The 15,616-nt window shown below is 62.4% G+C and carries 15 protein-coding genes; 12 read left to right on the top strand and 3 right to left on the bottom strand.

Features of this window, described 5'->3' with window-relative positions:
* Window positions 1-41: 41 nt before the first annotated feature.
* Window positions 42-704: an AraC family transcriptional regulator gene (locus HAQ05_RS04500; RefSeq protein ID WP_202988038.1), complete on the bottom strand. Its 663-nt coding sequence runs from the start codon at window positions 702-704 to the stop codon at window positions 42-44.
* Between the two features lie 393 nt (window positions 705-1,097).
* Here HAQ05_RS04500 and HAQ05_RS04495 point away from each other — a divergent pair, with 393 nt between their 5' ends.
* Window positions 1,098-1,721, top strand: a complete 624-nt coding sequence (locus HAQ05_RS04495; RefSeq protein ID WP_238936456.1) for an O-methyltransferase — start codon at window positions 1,098-1,100, stop codon at window positions 1,719-1,721.
* A 155-nt stretch (window positions 1,722-1,876) separates the two neighbouring features.
* On the opposite strand, the gene rpsT is transcribed toward HAQ05_RS04495, so the two are convergent.
* Window positions 1,877-2,146, bottom strand: coding sequence for a 30S ribosomal protein S20 (gene rpsT / locus HAQ05_RS04490; RefSeq protein ID WP_097087348.1), 270 nt, complete (start codon window positions 2,144-2,146; stop codon window positions 1,877-1,879).
* Window positions 2,147-2,331: 185 nt separating this feature from the next.
* On the opposite strand from rpsT, the gene murJ reads away from it, so the two are divergent.
* From murJ to ispH, 6 genes are all read left to right on the top strand, one after another.
* Window positions 2,332-3,870: a murein biosynthesis integral membrane protein MurJ gene (gene murJ / locus HAQ05_RS04485; protein WP_190417816.1), complete on the top strand. Its 1,539-nt coding sequence runs from the start codon at window positions 2,332-2,334 to the stop codon at window positions 3,868-3,870.
* Between the two features lie 109 nt (window positions 3,871-3,979).
* Window positions 3,980-4,924, top strand: coding sequence for a bifunctional riboflavin kinase/FAD synthetase (ribF, locus tag HAQ05_RS04480; RefSeq protein ID WP_190417815.1), 945 nt, complete (start codon window positions 3,980-3,982; stop codon window positions 4,922-4,924).
* Window positions 4,921-7,752 (top strand): isoleucine--tRNA ligase, encoded by a 2,832-nt coding sequence (ileS, locus tag HAQ05_RS04475; RefSeq protein WP_190417813.1) that lies wholly within the window; start codon window positions 4,921-4,923, stop codon window positions 7,750-7,752. The genes ribF and ileS overlap by 4 nt, the downstream gene beginning before the upstream one ends.
* Window positions 7,745-8,257, top strand: coding sequence for a signal peptidase II (lspA, locus tag HAQ05_RS04470; RefSeq protein WP_190417810.1), 513 nt, complete (start codon window positions 7,745-7,747; stop codon window positions 8,255-8,257). Before ileS ends, lspA begins: the two co-directional genes overlap by 8 nt.
* Window positions 8,250-8,687, top strand: coding sequence for an FKBP-type peptidyl-prolyl cis-trans isomerase (locus HAQ05_RS04465; protein WP_190417808.1), 438 nt, complete (start codon window positions 8,250-8,252; stop codon window positions 8,685-8,687). Before lspA ends, HAQ05_RS04465 begins: the two co-directional genes overlap by 8 nt.
* A gap of 33 nt (window positions 8,688-8,720) precedes the next feature.
* Complete coding sequence (gene ispH, locus HAQ05_RS04460; protein WP_190417806.1) at window positions 8,721-9,668, top strand: 4-hydroxy-3-methylbut-2-enyl diphosphate reductase; 948 nt, start codon at window positions 8,721-8,723, stop codon at window positions 9,666-9,668.
* A 6-nt stretch (window positions 9,669-9,674) separates the two neighbouring features.
* Here the strand turns inward: ispH and HAQ05_RS04455 are convergent, their stop codons facing one another.
* Window positions 9,675-10,199, bottom strand: coding sequence for a GspH/FimT family protein (locus HAQ05_RS04455; protein ID WP_190417804.1), 525 nt, complete (start codon window positions 10,197-10,199; stop codon window positions 9,675-9,677).
* 134 nt (window positions 10,200-10,333) lie between these two features.
* Here HAQ05_RS04455 and HAQ05_RS04450 point away from each other — a divergent pair, with 134 nt between their 5' ends.
* The 5 genes from HAQ05_RS04450 to HAQ05_RS04430 are packed head-to-tail and all read left to right on the top strand — an operon-like array spanning window position 10,334 to window position 15,611.
* Window positions 10,334-10,813 (top strand): GspH/FimT family pseudopilin, encoded by a 480-nt coding sequence (locus tag HAQ05_RS04450; protein ID WP_190417802.1) that lies wholly within the window; start codon window positions 10,334-10,336, stop codon window positions 10,811-10,813.
* A complete protein-coding gene (pilV, locus tag HAQ05_RS04445) occupies window positions 10,810-11,280 on the top strand; it encodes a type IV pilus modification protein PilV (protein WP_190417800.1) in 471 nt (156 codons plus the stop codon). Before HAQ05_RS04450 ends, pilV begins: the two co-directional genes overlap by 4 nt.
* On the top strand, window positions 11,277-12,008 hold the full coding sequence (locus HAQ05_RS04440) for a PilW family protein (protein WP_190417797.1): 732 nt from the start codon (window positions 11,277-11,279) through the stop codon (window positions 12,006-12,008). Before pilV ends, HAQ05_RS04440 begins: the two co-directional genes overlap by 4 nt.
* Window positions 12,009-12,010: 2 nt before the next feature.
* Window positions 12,011-12,520, top strand: coding sequence for a pilus assembly PilX family protein (locus HAQ05_RS04435; protein ID WP_190417795.1), 510 nt, complete (start codon window positions 12,011-12,013; stop codon window positions 12,518-12,520).
* Window positions 12,507-15,611: a pilus assembly protein gene (locus HAQ05_RS04430; protein WP_190417793.1), complete on the top strand. Its 3,105-nt coding sequence runs from the start codon at window positions 12,507-12,509 to the stop codon at window positions 15,609-15,611. The genes HAQ05_RS04435 and HAQ05_RS04430 overlap by 14 nt, the downstream gene beginning before the upstream one ends.
* Window positions 15,612-15,616: the final 5 nt, after the last annotated feature.

The following is a 15,616-nucleotide window of genomic DNA, read 5'->3' as shown; positions in this document are numbered from 1 at the left end:
GCCCCTACGGATCGGGCACGTGTCGAACTGCGTGGGCAACATCAGGCCTGTTGCCTTTGCGCTATATAACGATGGGGCGACGTGCCAAGCGCCTTGCGAAACATTGTGACGAAACTGCCCGCGCTTTCGTAGCCAAGATTGTCAGCGACCCGCTGCACTGAGGCACCCGTGCTCAGCCACTCTACGGCAAGCATCAGGTGGAGCTGCTGCCGCCAGCGGCCGAAGCTCATGCCGGTTTGCTGCGCCAGCAGGCGCGCCAGGGTGCGCTCGCTTAGCCCCACGCGTCGCGCCCAGGTTTGCACGGTGCCTCGGTCATCCGGCTTGTCGATGATCGCCTCCACGATCTTGCGAAGCCGACCATCAGCCGGCATGGGGAGATGCAGCGTCCCGATGGTGGCGACTGCGAGCTCATCCAGAAGGAGCGTGACCAAATGCGATTCGGCGCCGGCTTCTGGATAGAGCAATGGAAGCTGCGCGGAACGGATCACTAATTCGCGTAACAACGGCGTGGTCGAGACCGCGCAGCACCTTAAAGGAAGTTCCGACGCGACAGCCGAATCGATGAAGGCCACGTAGACCTCGATCATGCCGGCGGCCTTGACCTTGTGCAGGACATCGCCCGGCACCCACAACGCACTCTGCGCAGGCACGATCCACAGGCTACCTTCAACCTCACAGCTCAGCACGCCGCGAAGCAACAGCATCAGTTGCCCCTTACGATGGCGGTGGAAATCCTTCTCCAGCTGGTCCAGCCCATCGGCGTCGAGGTTGCGTCAATGCCGCAGGCCCCGAAGGTCACTACCGGGCGCGGCACGGCATCGGGATCGGCCCAATCGGCGGGATCAGTGAGATCGGTCAGGACGGGCATAGCATTTGGCCGGCAGCGAACGCGCTGTGGATTGGCAGGAATTACGAATATATTGGCATGGTTTCCCAATGCTGCCAAAGGGACCGCTCCCTACTATCGTAGCAAGGCCGATGAAAACCTCCCGGCCATCGGCATTGGAGCAAAAACCATGGATTCACTGAGTACCGGGCCCGTTGCGCAAACCTTGCAGCAACTTTTCCAGTAAGCAGATCAGGCTGACAAGGGGCTAATGGATCAGTTCGAGGCCGACCATGGCGAGCAGGCGGAACATGTCTTCGCCAGCACCATCGCCGACCTGATGGCGGCTGAAAAGCGCGACCTGCAGGGCGTCTACCGGGGCTACGCGGAAAATTTCCTCAACGTCACGCCAGCTTACGGCCGCTTCCTTTACCAGTGCGCATGCGCCCGCGGGGCGACGCGCATTGTCGAATTCGGCACGTCGATGGGGGTTTCAACCCTCCATCTCGCCGCCGCGCTGCGCGACAAGGGTGGCGGGCATCTGATTGGTACTGAGCTGGAACCCGGCAAGGCAGCCCGAGCGCGCGCCAATCTGGAAGCTGCCGGGCTTACCGATCTGGTTGAAATCCGAGTGGGGGACGCGCGCGAAACGCTGCTTGAGGTTGGCGGCCAGATCGACTTCGTCCTGCTGGACGGTGCATTCAGCCTTTATCTTCCCGTGCTCAAGCTGCTCGAACCGCATTTAAAGACCGGCACGCCGATCCTGGCGGAAAACGCCTTCGATCACGAGAACGAATACCTGGCCTATGTTCGCAACCCAGCGAACGGCTATCTTTCGCAGCCGATTCCCATCAATGAAGGCCGGGGCAAAGAATTCACGATCATCACCCGATAACGATGGCCGACGTCGACGAAGCGACATCCCAGCCGGGCCGCATCAGTTGATGCCTTGATCCGGATGTTCATGGGAGTGTGGTGGGCCGGCCCCGCACAAGATGAAATAAAAAAACCGGCCATCATCAGGCCGGTTTTTTTAGAACAGCACGCCGATCAAGCCGCTTTGAGCGCCTTGACGTGGGCGTTCAGGCGGCTCTTGTGGCGAGCGGCCTTGTTCTTGTGGATGATGCCTTTATCGGCCATGCGGTCGATGACGGGCACAGCCAGGGTGTAGGCGGTCTGGGCTTTGTCGGCGTCTTTGGTGGCGATGGCCTTGACTACATTCTTGATGTAGGTGCGGACCATGGACCGCAGGCTGGCGTTGTGGCTGCGACGCTTCTCAGCCTGTTTTGCACGTTTTTTGGCGGAAGGTGAGTTGGCCACCGTCGAGCTCCTTGGAAAGACTTAGTGTTAAGCAAACAAATAAGGCCGCGAATCATGCCGATGCCGCGCCCCGATGTCAAGGGCGAAGGGCGGGTTCCGCTAAATGGTTACGTGGGCGAAAGCGGCTTTCTTTCCGGGCGTGGCGGGTTACACTCACGGGCTTTTCCCCCGGCGCGCAAGCCTACATGAATTTGCTCAAATCCTTGGCCGCTGTCAGTTCGATCACCATGATTTCGCGGGTACTAGGTTTCGTGCGCGATACCCTGATTGCACGGATCTTCGGTGCCGGCATGGCCAGCGACGCGTTCTTCATCGCTTTCAAGTTGCCTAACCTGCTGCGGCGCATTTTCGCCGAGGGGGCGTTTTCCCAAGCGTTCGTGCCCATCCTGGCCGAATACAAGCACCAACAGGGTGAGGAGGCGACCCGGACCTTCGTGGCCTATGTGGCGGGCATGCTCACCCTGGCCCTGGCGCTGGTCACGGTACTGGGGGTGTTGGCCGCGCCCTGGGTGATCTGGCTCACGGCGCCGGGTTTTGCCAACACCCCCGAGAAATTCCAGCTCACCAGCGCGCTGTTGCGTGTGACCTTTCCTTATATATTGCTGATCTCACTGTCGTCGCTGGCGGGGGCTGTGCTCAATACCTGGAACCGGTTCTCGGTGCCGGCGTTCACGCCCACCTTGCTTAATGTCAGCCAAATCGGCTTTGCGTTGTTTCTCACCCCGTATTTCGACCCGCCGGTGATGGTGCTGGCCTGGGGGGTGCTGGCGGGTGGGGTACTACAGATACTCTACCAACTGCCGCACCTGAAGAAGATCGGCATGCTGGTGCTGCCGCGCATCGCCTGGCGGCACAGTGGCACGCGGCGGGTGATGCGCAAGATGCTGCCGGCGATCCTCGGGGTGTCGGTAAGCCAGGTATCGCTGATCATCAACACCATTTTCGCCTCGTTTCTGGCGGCCGGCTCGGTGTCGTGGATGTATTACGCCGACCGGCTCATGGAGTTGCCGTCGGGCGTGTTGGGCGTGGCGCTGGGTACCATTTTGCTGCCGACCCTGGCCAAAACCTACGCCAACAAAGACCGCGACGAGTATTCGCGCATTCTCGACTGGGGCCTGCGCCTGTGCTTCGTGCTGGTACTGCCGTGCTCGGTGGCCCTGGCGCTGCTGGCCGAGCCCCTGACCGTGTCGCTGTTCCAATACGGCAAGTTCGATGCGTTCGATGCCGCCATGACCCAGCGTGCATTGGTGGCCTACGCCGTGGGCCTGCTCGGGATCATCTTGATCAAAGTGCTCGCGCCTGGGTTCTATGCCCAGCAGAACGTTCGCACACCGGTGAAGATCGCCATCTTCACGCTGGTGGTGACCCAGTTGCTCAACCTGGCGTTCATCGTACCGCTCAAGCACGCGGGCCTGGCCCTGGCAATCAGCGGCGGCGCCACACTCAATGCGGCGATGCTGTATTGGCAGTTGCGCCGCCAAGGTTTGTTTCAGCCCCAGCCGGGATGGGCGCCGTTCCTGGGCAAGCTGTTGCTCGCGGTGCTGGCGATGGCGGCTGCGTTGTATGGGGTCATGTTGTGGATGCCGGCTTGGGGGGCGGGGGGTATGCTTGAGCGTTTGCTGCGCTTGGCGGTGTTGGTGGCCGTGGGGGTGGCGGTGTATTTCAGTGTATTGCTTGGGCTGGGTTTTCGCCTCAAGGATTTTGCCCGCCGTGGCTTGCATTGAAACGCCGTGGCGTACTTTTATCCGCTAACCGCCTGCCGGGGGCGTACTTGCCTGTCCTGCGACCTCCGGTGTGGTTATAATCGCCCACTTTATGAGCAAGAAGCGCGTTATGCAGCTGGTTCGAGGCCTTCACAACCTGCACCCCCAGCATCGGGGCTGCGTTGCCACCATTGGCAACTTCGATGGCGTGCACCGTGGCCACCAGGCGATCCTGGCACGGTTGCGTGAGCGTGCGTACGAGTTGGGGGTGCCCAGTTGCGTGATACTGTTCGAGCCGCAGCCAAGGGAATACTTCGCCCCCGACACCGCCCCGGCGCGCCTGGCACGCTTGCGCGACAAAATCGAGCTGCTGCGCGCCGAGGGCATCGACCGGGTGTTGTGCTTGCCGTTCAACCAGCGCTTGAGCCGGCTCAGTGCCGCCGAGTTCGTCGACACCATCCTGGTCGCCGGGCTTGGCGTGCGGCACCTGGAAGTGGGCGATGACTTTCGTTTCGGTTGTGACCGCTTGGGCGACTTCGCTTTTCTCACGGGGGCTGGCGTGCGCCTGGGCTTTACCGTCGAGGCGGCGCCAACGGTGGAGCAGGGCGGTGTTCGGGTTAGCAGCACCCAGGTGCGCAATGCGTTGGCCGTGGCCGATTTCGCCCTGGCCGAACAGTTGCTAGGGCGCCCGTTCCTGATTGCCGGGCGTGTATTGCACGGGCAAAAGCTGGCCCGCCAGCTTGGCTGGCCTACCGCCAACGTGCAGCTCAAGCGGCGCCGTGTGCCGTTGGCCGGTGTGTACCTGGTCAGCACCAAGGTGAACGGTGTTCGCTACCCTGGCGCTGCCAATATCGGCGTGCGCCCCACCGTCGCGGGCGACGGCCGGCCGCACCTGGAGGTCCATTTACTGGGTTTTCGGGGCGACCTTTACGGCCAGCGCCTGGCGGTACAGTTCCACCATAAGCTGCGCGATGAGCAGCGTTTTGCCTCGTTGGAGGCGCTGAAGTCGGCGATCGATGCGGACGTCGCCGCCGCCCAAGCCTTTTGGCAAGCCCATTCGAAGAGCCTGAAATGACCGACTACAAAGCCACGCTTAACCTTCCGGACACCGACTTCCCGATGAAGGCCGGCTTGCCACAGCGCGAGCCGCAGACCCTCCAGCGCTGGGACAGCATTGGCCTGTACCAGAAGCTGCGTGAAATCGGCCAGGGCCGGCCCACCTTCCTGCTGCACGACGGCCCGCCCTACGCCAACGGCAGCATTCACCTCGGTCATGCGGTCAATAAGATCCTCAAGGACATGGTCGTGCGCTCCAAAACCCTGGCAGGCTTCGACGCCCCCTATGTGCCGGGTTGGGACTGCCACGGCCTGCCGATCGAGCACAAGGTGGAGGTGACCCACGGCAAGGGCTTGCCGGCCGATAAAACCCGCGAACTGTGCCGCGCCTACGCCGGCGAGCAGATCGAAGAGCAAAAGGCCGGGTTCATCCGCCTGGGCGTGCTTGGCGACTGGGGCAACCCCTACAAAACCATGGACTTCGCCAACGAGGCCGGTGAGATCCGCGCGTTGGCCGAGATGGTCCGCGGCGGTTTCGTGTTCAAGGGTTTGAAACCGGTGAACTGGTGCTTCGATTGCGGTTCGGCGCTGGCCGAGGCCGAAGTGGAATATGCCGACAAAAAATCCACCACCATCGATGTGGCGTTCCCGGTTGCCGACCCGGCGGCCCTGGCCCGCGCCTTCAACCTGCAGGGGCTGGAGAAGCCCGCCGGTATCGTGATCTGGACCACCACCCCGTGGACGATCCCTGCCAACCAGGCCCTGAACGTGCACCCGGAATTCACCTATGCGCTGGTGGATGTGGGCGACCGCCTGCTGGTGCTGGCCGAGGAACTGGTCGAAAGCTGCCTGAAACGCTACGGCCGCGAAGGCCAGGTGATCGCCACGGCGCTGGGCGCGGCGCTGGAGAACCTTGCATTTCGCCACCCGTTCTACTCGCGCCTGTCGCCGGTGTACTTGGCCGACTACGTAGAGCTGGGCGCCGGCACCGGTGTCGTGCACTCCGCACCGGCCTACGGGGAGGACGACTTCGTCACCTGCAAGCGCTATGGCATGAGCAACGACGACATTCTCACCCCGGTGCAAAGCAACGGCGTGTATGTCGATAACCTTGAGTTCTTCGGTGGCCAGTTCATCTGGAAGGCAAGCCCGGCGATCGTCGAGAAGCTGCGCGAAGTCGATGCGCTGATGCACACCGAAACCATCACCCACAGCTACATGCACTGCTGGCGCCACAAAACGCCGCTGATCTACCGCGCCACCGCACAATGGTTCGTGGGCATGGACACACCACCGGTGGCAGGTGCAACCCTGCGCCAGCGCTCGTTGGCCGCCATCGAACAGACCGCGTTCGTACCCGACTGGGGCAAGGCACGCCTGCACTCGATGATTGCCGGGCGCCCCGACTGGTGCATTTCGCGCCAGCGCAACTGGGGGGTACCGATCCCGTTCTTCCTGCACAAGCAAACCGGCGAGCTGCATCCGCGCACCGTCGAGCTGATGGAGCAGGTGGCCCAACGTGTGGAGCAAGCGGGCATCGAAGCCTGGTTCAAGCTCGACGCCGCCGAGCTGCTGGGCGATGAAGCCGCCCAGTACGACAAGATCGCCGACACCTTGGACGTGTGGTTCGATTCCGGCACCACCCATTGGCACGTGTTGCGCGGCTCGCACCCATTGGGCCACGCCGTGGGCCCGCGTGCGGACCTTTACCTGGAAGGCTCCGACCAGCACCGTGGTTGGTTCCATTCCTCCTTGCTGACCGGCTGCGCCATCGATGGCCATGCCCCTTATCGTGCGCTGCTGACCCACGGCTTCACCGTGGACGAGAACGGCCGCAAGATGTCCAAGTCTCTGGGCAACGTGATCGCGCCGCAGAAAGTCAACGACACATTGGGCGCCGACATCCTGCGGCTATGGATCGCCTCTACCGATTATTCCGGCGAGATGGCGGTGTCGGACCAAATTCTGCAGCGCAGCGCCGACGCCTACCGGCGCATCCGTAACACCGCGCGCTTTTTGCTCTCGAACCTCAAGGGCTTCGACCCCGCCCAGCACCTGCTGGCCAGCGAAGACATGCTGGCGCTCGACCGCTGGGCCGTGGACCGCGCCCTGCTACTGCAGCGTGAGTTGCAGGAGCACTACAGCGAGTACCGCTTCTGGAACGTCTACTCTAAGGTGCATAACTTCTGTGTCCAGGAGTTGGGCGGGTTCTACCTCGACATCATCAAGGACCGCCAATACACCACCGCCGCCAATAGCGTCGCCCGCCGCTCGTGCCAAACGGCGCTGTACCACATCGCCGAGGCGCTGGTGCGCTGGATCGCGCCGATCCTGGCGTTCACCGCCGACGAGATCTGGCAATACCTGCCGGGCGAGCGCAACGAATCGGTGATGCTCAATACCTGGTACGAAGGCTTGGCCGTATTACCGCAAGGCGTTGAACTGGGCCGTTCCTATTGGGCTGGCGTGATGGCGGTCAAGGGGGCGGTGAACAAAGAGCTCGAAAACCAGCGCGCGGCCAAGGTGATCGGTGGCAACCTGCAGGCGCAGGTCACGCTGTACGCGGATGATACCCTGAGCGCGGACCTGGCCAAATTGGGCGACGAACTGCGCTTTGTGCTGATCACCTCCAAGGCCACGCTGGCACCCTTCGCCCAGGCCCCGGCCGATGCCGTGGCCACCGAGCTGGGTGGGCTCAAGCTGCACGTGGCGAAGGCCGACGGCACCAAGTGCGCCCGCTGCTGGCATTTTTGCCAGGACGTGGGGGTGAACCCGGAACACTCGGAAATCTGCGGCCGCTGCGCCAGCAACATCAGCGGAGCGGGTGAGGTGCGCCACTATGCGTGAATCGGCAGGGCGCTTCGGGCGCCTGGGCTGGCTGTGGCTCAGCGCCCTGGTGTTCATCATCGACCAGGCCAGCAAGGCCTGGTTCGAGCACACCCTGGGCTTGTACGATCAAATCGTGGTGATCCCCGACCTGTTCAGTTGGACACTGGCCTACAATACCGGCGCGGCCTTCAGCTTCCTGGCCGACCATTCCGGCTGGCAACGTTGGCTGTTCGCGGCCATTGCCATTGTCGTCAGCGCGGTGCTGCTGGTGTGGCTCAAACGCCTGGGCCGGCAGGACACCTGGCTGGCCATCGCCCTGGCATTGGTGCTGGGCGGGGCACTGGGCAACCTCTACGACCGCATGGTCCTCGGCCATGTGATCGACTTCATCTACGTGCACTGGCGCGACACTTGGCGCTACCCGGCCTTCAATGTGGCCGACAGCGCGATTACCGTGGGCGCGGTGATGCTGGCCCTGGATATGTTCAAATCGAAGAAGTCCGGAGAAAAGGCCCATGACTGATACGCGCATCGGCCAGAACACCGAGGTCACACTGCACTTTGCCCTGCATCTGGAAAACGGCGATACCGTCGACAGCACCTTCGACAAGGCACCGGCGGTGTTCCAGGTAGGTGATGGCAACCTGTTGCCCGGCTTCGAGGCGGCGCTGTTCGGTTTCAAGGCCGGTGACGAACGCACGCTGGTAATCCCGCCGGAGAACGGCTTCGGCCAACCCAACCCGCAGAACGTTCAACTGATGCCGCGTTCACAGTTCGAGGGCATGGAGCTTGCCGAGGGCTTGCTGGTGATCTTCAACGATGCGGCCAATACCGAATTGCCCGGCGTGGTCAAAGCCTTCGACGCGCAGCAGGTAACGGTTGATTTCAACCACCCGCTGGCCGGCAAAACGCTTACTTTCGAAGTGCACATCATCGACGTCAAGGCGCTTTAAGCCTTGGCACTGGCCGCTGGCCGGGAGCCCGTTATGCAAATCAAACTCGCCAACCCCCGCGGCTTCTGTGCAGGTGTGGACCGCGCGATCGAGATCGTCAACCGCGCCTTGGAGGTGTTCGGGCCGCCGATCTATGTGCGCCACGAGGTGGTGCACAACAAGTTTGTGGTCGAAGACCTGCGCTCGCGCGGGGCGGTCTTCGTCGAAGAGCTCGAGCAAGTGCCGGATAACGTGATCGTGATCTTCAGCGCCCACGGCGTGTCCCAGGCCGTGCGCCAGGAAGCGGCCGGGCGCGGGCTGAAGGTGTTCGACGCGACCTGCCCACTGGTGACCAAGGTGCACATCGAGGTGGCCCGCTACAGCCGTGATGGCCGCGAAACCATCCTTATTGGCCACCAGGGCCACCCCGAGGTGGAAGGCACCATGGGCCAGTACGACGCCAGCAATGGCGGCGCCATCTACCTGGTCGAAGACGAGCACGACGTGGGCCAGTTGCAAGTGCGCAACCCCGACAGCTTGGCCTTCGTGACCCAGACCACCTTGTCGATGGACGACACCAGCCGAGTGATCGACGCGCTGCGCGCGCGTTTTCCCAATATCGGCGGGCCGCGCAAAGACGACATCTGCTACGCCACGCAAAATCGCCAAGACGCGGTGAAGCAACTGGCCAGCGAGTGCGACGTGGTTTTGGTGGTGGGCAGCCCGAACAGCTCCAACTCCAACCGCCTGCGTGAGTTGGCCGAGCGCATGGCCACCCCGGCGTACCTCATCGACGGCGCCGAAGACCTCGACCGCCGCTGGTTCGACGGCGCCCAGCGGGTTGGCATCACCGCCGGCGCCTCAGCCCCGGAAGTGCTGGTGCGTGGGGTGATCGAGCAATTGCGCGCCTGGGGCGCCAGCGGTGCCGACGAGCTCGCGGGCCGGGAAGAGAACATCACCTTCTCCATGCCCAAGGAACTGCGGCTAAAGCAAGTGAACTGAGCGGTTTCATGGGGCGCACAAGTCCACGGCCGGCACCTCGCGGCTGATTCTGATCCGCCCCGTGCGGGCGATCACCACCCGCAGGTGCTCCCCCGGGCGGTGCGTGCTGCACAGATGCAACGACGCTGCCAGCGAGCCGTTGTGCGGCAGCACCGGCCGGCCCAGGTAGTCGAAGGCCACCTGCGCCGCCGCGTTGGGCGTGGGTACCACCCTTGCCGGGGGCTGGCCGTAGCGTACTTGCAACAGCGGGTTGCGCTCATCCGCTGCGCCGCCCCCGGTTTGGTCGGCGATCATGTGCCAACCCTGCGCCCAGTTGCCGCCGATGGGTTGCACGATCACCCGGTGGTTACGCTGGATCGCTTCCACCTTGGCCGCGCGCAACCCGTGGGCGAGGTCTTCGGCTAAGGTGCTACGCCGCTGTTGCTCCAGCAGTGGCGCCAGCCCCGTGGCGCCCCAATGCGCCAACAGCGCCAGCAACCCCAATGCCACCAGCAGCTCGACCAAGGTCAAGCCTGTTTGCCTGCGGTTCATGATGGTTCGTCCTTGAAAGTTCTAACATACCGGCGCGCCCGTGCGCTGGTGCTGCTCAAATAACCGTATATCCTATGACCGAGCGGTGGGCCGCGCCGGCTGGTTTATAGTCGGTGCGTCGAGGAGTACGGGCAATGCAACAACGTTTCAAAGGGTTTACGCTGGTGGAAATGCTGGTCACGGTCGCCCTATTGGTGATCGTGGCCACCGTTGCCGTGCCGTCGTTCAGTACCCTGGTCGCCAAAAACCGCGCCGATACCGAAACCGGGGATTTCTACCGGGCCCTCAACTATGCACGGCTCGAGGCGGTCAACCGAGGTGTGAGTGTGCGGCTGACGCCGGAAACCACGGGCAACTGGGCGGGGATCATCAACGTGACCGTGCCGTCGGTGACCACCGCCGCCGGCACATTGCGCGTAGTGCCGGCGATGTCGGCCTCCTCCACCATGGTCGCCGCCAACAGTGCGGCCTACATCGAATTCAACAACCTGGGCTCGCTGGTCAACCCCACCGAGACGCTGCTGTTCACCTACACCAATGGCAGCATCAGCCGCCACCTGGTGGTGTGTGTGAACGGCCGGGTGGTGCTCAACAACGGAACCACCTGTTCATGACGGCGCGCCAGCGGGGCGCAAGCCTGATCGAGGTGTTGGTGGCCTTGCTGGTGATGTCCATTGGCCTTTTGGGCGCGGCAGCGATCCAGCTCAATGCCTTGAAGTTCACCGACAGCTCGGCCTTGCGCACCAAGGCGAGCTTCATTGCCTACGACATGATGGACCGCATCCGGGCGAACCCCGATGGCGCTTACGCGTTGGCCAGCCTGGACGCCGCGCCCGGCAGCGGCAGCCTGAATGCACCGGCGACCCAGGACCTCTACGATTTCAAGGCCAATATCACGGCGACGTTGCCCGATGGGACCGGGGTGATTGCCAAGACCGGCTATGTATATACCATCACCGTGGGTTGGAATGATGCCCGCGCCGCCACGGCGGTCAATAGCAGTAATGCCAGCAGTACTGAAACCGCCACGCAGAGTTTTGTGCTTACCAGCCGCGTAGCCATGGATGCGGTGACCCAATGAAGCAGTATTCTCAGCGCGGGCTGAGCCTGATCGAATTGATGGTATCCCTGGCGCTTGGGTTGATCATCACCCTCGGCGTGATGAACATCTTCATTTCGGCCCGCAGCACCTACACCCTGCAGAACACCGCCGCCGCCATGCAGGAAGATGCCCGTTACCTGCTGACGCGCATGAGCCAGGAAATCCGCATGGTCGGCATGTTCGGCTGCCTGGCCACGGTCACCGACAAAAGCACCAGCGCCGCCTTCACCACAGCCTTCAACAAGCCCATCGTCTATAGCAAAGACAGCACCAGTACGGTGCTGACGCTGGTGACCAGCGACGTGGGCAGCGCCAGTACATCGCCAACCTGGACAGTGTTGTCCGATTGCATCAGCAGTTCGACTGCGTACACCGGTAAGGCGACCGCGGCCAGCGGGCAAATCGCTTTTCCGGTGCACCAAGTGGTGTACACCTTCAAGAGCAGCACCAACGCGCTGTATACCGGCACCGGTACAGCGCAGCAGGTGCTGCTGAGCAACGTCAAGGATTTCAGCCTGATGTTCGGCCTGGCGGGCAGTGCCAGCGACACGGCGGTGACGTCATACGCCACCACGGTCGCCAACCCCGCGTTGGTTCGCAGTATCCGTATCAGCCTCACCTTGGCCGACCCCACTACCAATACCAACGCCGCATTGCCGGACCAAGTGTTCAGCGTCGTGGCGTCCATACGCAACAGGTTGCTGTGACCATGGCCCGGTTTTCCTGCTCATTGCCGCCTGCCGCCGCGCAGCAGAGAGGCGCCGTGCTGATCGTTGCGCTGGTGTTCCTATTGTTGCTAACGATGATCGGCATTTCGTCTATGCAAAACGCCACCCTGCAGGAAAAAATGGCCGGCAGCGTAAGCTTGCGCAACACCACGTTCCAACTGGCCGAGGCGGCGCTGCGGGTGGGGGAGAATGCGGTAGCCAAGAGCAGCTATACCCTTGCGGTGTGCAACTCCACGACCAACTGCGCGCCGCCGGCAACCACTGCCGTGACTGCGGCGGGCGCGGGCGCCAATGGTGTGACCTGGGTGAGCGCGCAATCGGGCACCGCGACCACGGTGGCGCTTTACGGCGTCCAGTTCATTGGCACCACGGCAGACCCGGTTAACTTCGACGGTGAGGCTGGCACCTCGGTCAAGCTTTATCGCATCACCGCCATCGGCATTTCGGGCAGCGCCCGCACGGTGCTGGAGAGTATCTATGCCAAGCAATAAACCCAAACGCGCGTTGAGCAAGGCCTGGGGGTGGCTGTATGGCATCGCCTTGGCCCTTTACCTAAGCGCGCCGGCGTACGCCGCCTTCACGCCATCCCCCTCGCCCCTGATGAGCGCGGCGGCGGTGGTGCCAAACCTGATGTTGCTGGTCGATGACTCCGGCAGTATGAACAACTTGATTCGCGCTACGGCGTTTGACCAGAGCGTGGTGCAGCCGCAACTGTACTATTGTTCGCGGGACGACGACTGTAGATACATCGTGAAGATGGACATGACCAACGAGAACCAGTCCATTGGCGATCTCTACCGAGGCGGTTGCAGCAACGGTTATACCGGCCTGTCCTGGGGCTCGGGCAGGTATTGCCTGAAGCTGCCCGACCCGGTCGGCAGCGGCAACACCCGCTATTCGGTGCGTTACCTCAGCTACTTGCTCGGCCTGATGGGCAGCGCCACAACCAAGGACTACACGACCGGTACGATCCCCATCGACTACCGCATGAATGTGGCGCGCACCGTGGCCAGTGCGTTGGTGAAAGCCAATACCAGCCTTCGCATTGGCCTGGCCACCTTCAATGCGCCCACCAATTCGAATCGTGGGCCAGGCGGCAATATCTCGCAAAATATCGCTGACTTGCAGCAGACGACCAAAACTACCAGTTCCCAGGCTACGGCCAACTATAACAACTTGGTCAGCGCGATCAGCAAACTATCGGCGGTCGCCAACACCCCCCTGGCCGAAACCTATTACGAAATCACTCGCTACATGCGCGGGATGGCGCCGTACTACAACAACACGCCATCGACCTACACCAGCCCCCTCCAGTACCGCTGCCAAAAAAACTTCGGCGTGGTCATCACCGACGGCCTGCCCACCTACGACCGCACGTTCCCCCCGTCCGACCCGGCCTATACCACCACTCAAAAGCTGCCGAACTGGGACAACATCAACAACGACGGCGCTGACACCAGCGGCGACGACGAGGGCGATACCCTCTACCTGGACGATGTCGCTAAATTCGCCTACGACATCGACATGCGGACTAAAAGCGACGGTACCGACGCCGCTGGCAAAAGCTGGGATGCCGACGATTTCAAACAGCAAAACATGATCACTTATACCGTGGGGTTCACCGCGGCCAACCAAATGCTCTCGGATGCGGCCAGCTATGGCCACGGGCAGTACTACCAAGCCACCGACTCCGACTCGCTGACCACGGCCTTGACCGAAGCGCTCAGCCAGATCAGCTCGCAGTCCGGTTCCGGCGGTACCGGTAGCGCCAACACCACCAGCCTGACCAGCAGCTCTTATTATTACCAAGCGCTTTACGACCCCACCGACTGGCGCGGCACCGTCAAGGCGTTCCCGTTCAACACCGATGGCAGTTTGTCGACGACCGCCAGTTGGAGCACCGACCACACCATGGCGGTGGGCACCACCACTGCCATATACCAGACGTACAGCGGTTCGGCCGTGGTTTCACTGGCGTATAACGCGCTGTCGACGGCGCAACAGAAAGTGTTGGATGACGCGGCCAAAGCCATCAAAACCAGCCTCAAAGGTACCGACCTGGTGGAGTGGAGCAAGGGCACCAACAACGCCAACCTGAAGGCCCGAACCGTGTTGATGGGCGATGTGATCAACTCGCCGGTCACCTACGTATCGCCCACCGCGGTGACCGCGTCTGACACGTCCGGCGACACCAGTTATTCCAGCTACCTCACGACCAAGGCCAGCGGCATGACCGCCAGCCTGGTGGTGAACGATAATTCCGGCATGACCAGCGTCATCAATGCGGACAGCGGCACCCGCCGCTACGCCTATATGCCGTCTTCAGCCTTATCGGGCCTGTCGACCATCGCGGCCACAAGCTACACCGACGGCACCTCCCACAAGTTCCTCAACGATGGGCAAGTCGATGTGTTCGACGCGCAGCTCGGCAGCACTTGGGGCACGGTGGCCGTAGGAGGCACGGGCGCCGGGGGTAAGAGTTTCTATGCCATCCGCCTGTTCAACGCCGCTGGCAGCAACACGCCACAGGCGCTGTGGGAGATATCCGCGCCCAGTACCGCCAGCACCACCAATACGTTTAACGACCTCGGTTACGCCTACGCCACCCCGCAGGTTGCGCGGCTGGCCGACGGCACCTGGGCCGCGTTCATCGCCAATGGCTACGGCAGTAATTCAGGCGTGGCGGCACTGTATGTGATCAACCTTGCGACCGGTGCGTTGATCAATAAGATCGTGGTCGACAGCAGCGAGACAGACAACGGGTTATCTAGCGTGGCGTTGCGGGTCGATGCCTCGGACGTTGTGCAATACGCCTATGCCGGCGACCTCAAGGGGCGGCTGTGGAAGTTCGACCTGACCAACAGTAGCTCGGCCAGTTGGGGCCTGGCGTTCTCCGGCAAACCGCTGTTCACCGACACCGGCGGCACTGCCCAACCGATCACCGCGCCGCCGCTGGTGGTCGCCAACCCGAACGGCGGTTACAGCGTGTTCGTAGGCACGGGCAAGTTTATGGAAACCGCTGACAAAACCACCACGGCCACCCAGGCGTTCTACGCCATCCAGGACACCGATGCCGCCACCGCCAACTACACCATTAGTAACCTGGTGGCGCAGTCGATTACCGGCTCGTTCGCGACGGGCGGCTCCACTTACATGACCACCTCACAGAATACCGTCGACTACACCACCAAGAAGGGCTGGTACCTACCGTTGACCTATGACAACACCTTGGTGGGCGAGCGGGTGATCTTCAAGGCCACCTACAGCAGTGGGCGAATCATCTTCACCACCGCGGGGGTGGACACCACCGACCCTTGCGCCAGCCAGGGCTATGGCCGCGTCGTGATTCTGCAGGCGTTCACCGGGCAGATGTTCAGCACCTCGCAAATCCAAGCTACCTCTACCGCCAATAGCGGCATCGTACTCAGCAACGGCTACGCTGGGGGGGTGGCGGTACTGACCGGCGACTCTGCCGACGTGCTGGAATCCAATACCTCCAGCGGTACGCTGTTGAACACGGCGCTCACCAGCGGCGGCGCGGGGGGCACGAACCGCCGTATCATGTGGCGACAGATCCAGTAACCGGA

The organism is Pseudomonas typographi (assembly GCF_014694385.1).
In the GTDB taxonomy this organism is placed as follows: domain Bacteria; phylum Pseudomonadota; class Gammaproteobacteria; order Pseudomonadales; family Pseudomonadaceae; genus Aquipseudomonas; species Aquipseudomonas typographi.
This window is presented reverse-complemented; position numbering and strand designations above follow the sequence as displayed.

Excerpts from the sequence above, each read along its gene's own strand:
- HAQ05_RS04430 (WP_190417793.1), top strand. The coding sequence starts at position 12,507 with ATGCCAAGCAATAAACCCAAACGCGCGTTGAGCAAGGCCTGGGGGTGG.
- HAQ05_RS04500 (WP_202988038.1), bottom strand. The coding sequence starts at position 704 with ATGCTGTTGCTTCGCGGCGTGCTGAGCTGTGAGGTTGAAGGTAGCCTG.
- HAQ05_RS04495 (WP_238936456.1), top strand. The coding sequence starts at position 1,098 with ATGGATCAGTTCGAGGCCGACCATGGCGAGCAGGCGGAACATGTCTTC.
- HAQ05_RS04440 (WP_190417797.1), top strand. The coding sequence starts at position 11,277 with ATGAAGCAGTATTCTCAGCGCGGGCTGAGCCTGATCGAATTGATGGTA.
- pilV (WP_190417800.1), top strand. The coding sequence starts at position 10,810 with ATGACGGCGCGCCAGCGGGGCGCAAGCCTGATCGAGGTGTTGGTGGCC.
- HAQ05_RS04450 (WP_190417802.1), top strand. The coding sequence starts at position 10,334 with ATGCAACAACGTTTCAAAGGGTTTACGCTGGTGGAAATGCTGGTCACG.
- HAQ05_RS04465 (WP_190417808.1), top strand. The coding sequence starts at position 8,250 with ATGACTGATACGCGCATCGGCCAGAACACCGAGGTCACACTGCACTTT.
- ispH (WP_190417806.1), top strand. The coding sequence starts at position 8,721 with ATGCAAATCAAACTCGCCAACCCCCGCGGCTTCTGTGCAGGTGTGGAC.
- murJ (WP_190417816.1), top strand. The coding sequence starts at position 2,332 with ATGAATTTGCTCAAATCCTTGGCCGCTGTCAGTTCGATCACCATGATT.
- ribF (WP_190417815.1), top strand. The coding sequence starts at position 3,980 with ATGCAGCTGGTTCGAGGCCTTCACAACCTGCACCCCCAGCATCGGGGC.
- lspA (WP_190417810.1), top strand. The coding sequence starts at position 7,745 with ATGCGTGAATCGGCAGGGCGCTTCGGGCGCCTGGGCTGGCTGTGGCTC.
- HAQ05_RS04455 (WP_190417804.1), bottom strand. The coding sequence starts at position 10,199 with ATGAACCGCAGGCAAACAGGCTTGACCTTGGTCGAGCTGCTGGTGGCA.
- ileS (WP_190417813.1), top strand. The coding sequence starts at position 4,921 with ATGACCGACTACAAAGCCACGCTTAACCTTCCGGACACCGACTTCCCG.
- HAQ05_RS04435 (WP_190417795.1), top strand. The coding sequence starts at position 12,011 with ATGGCCCGGTTTTCCTGCTCATTGCCGCCTGCCGCCGCGCAGCAGAGA.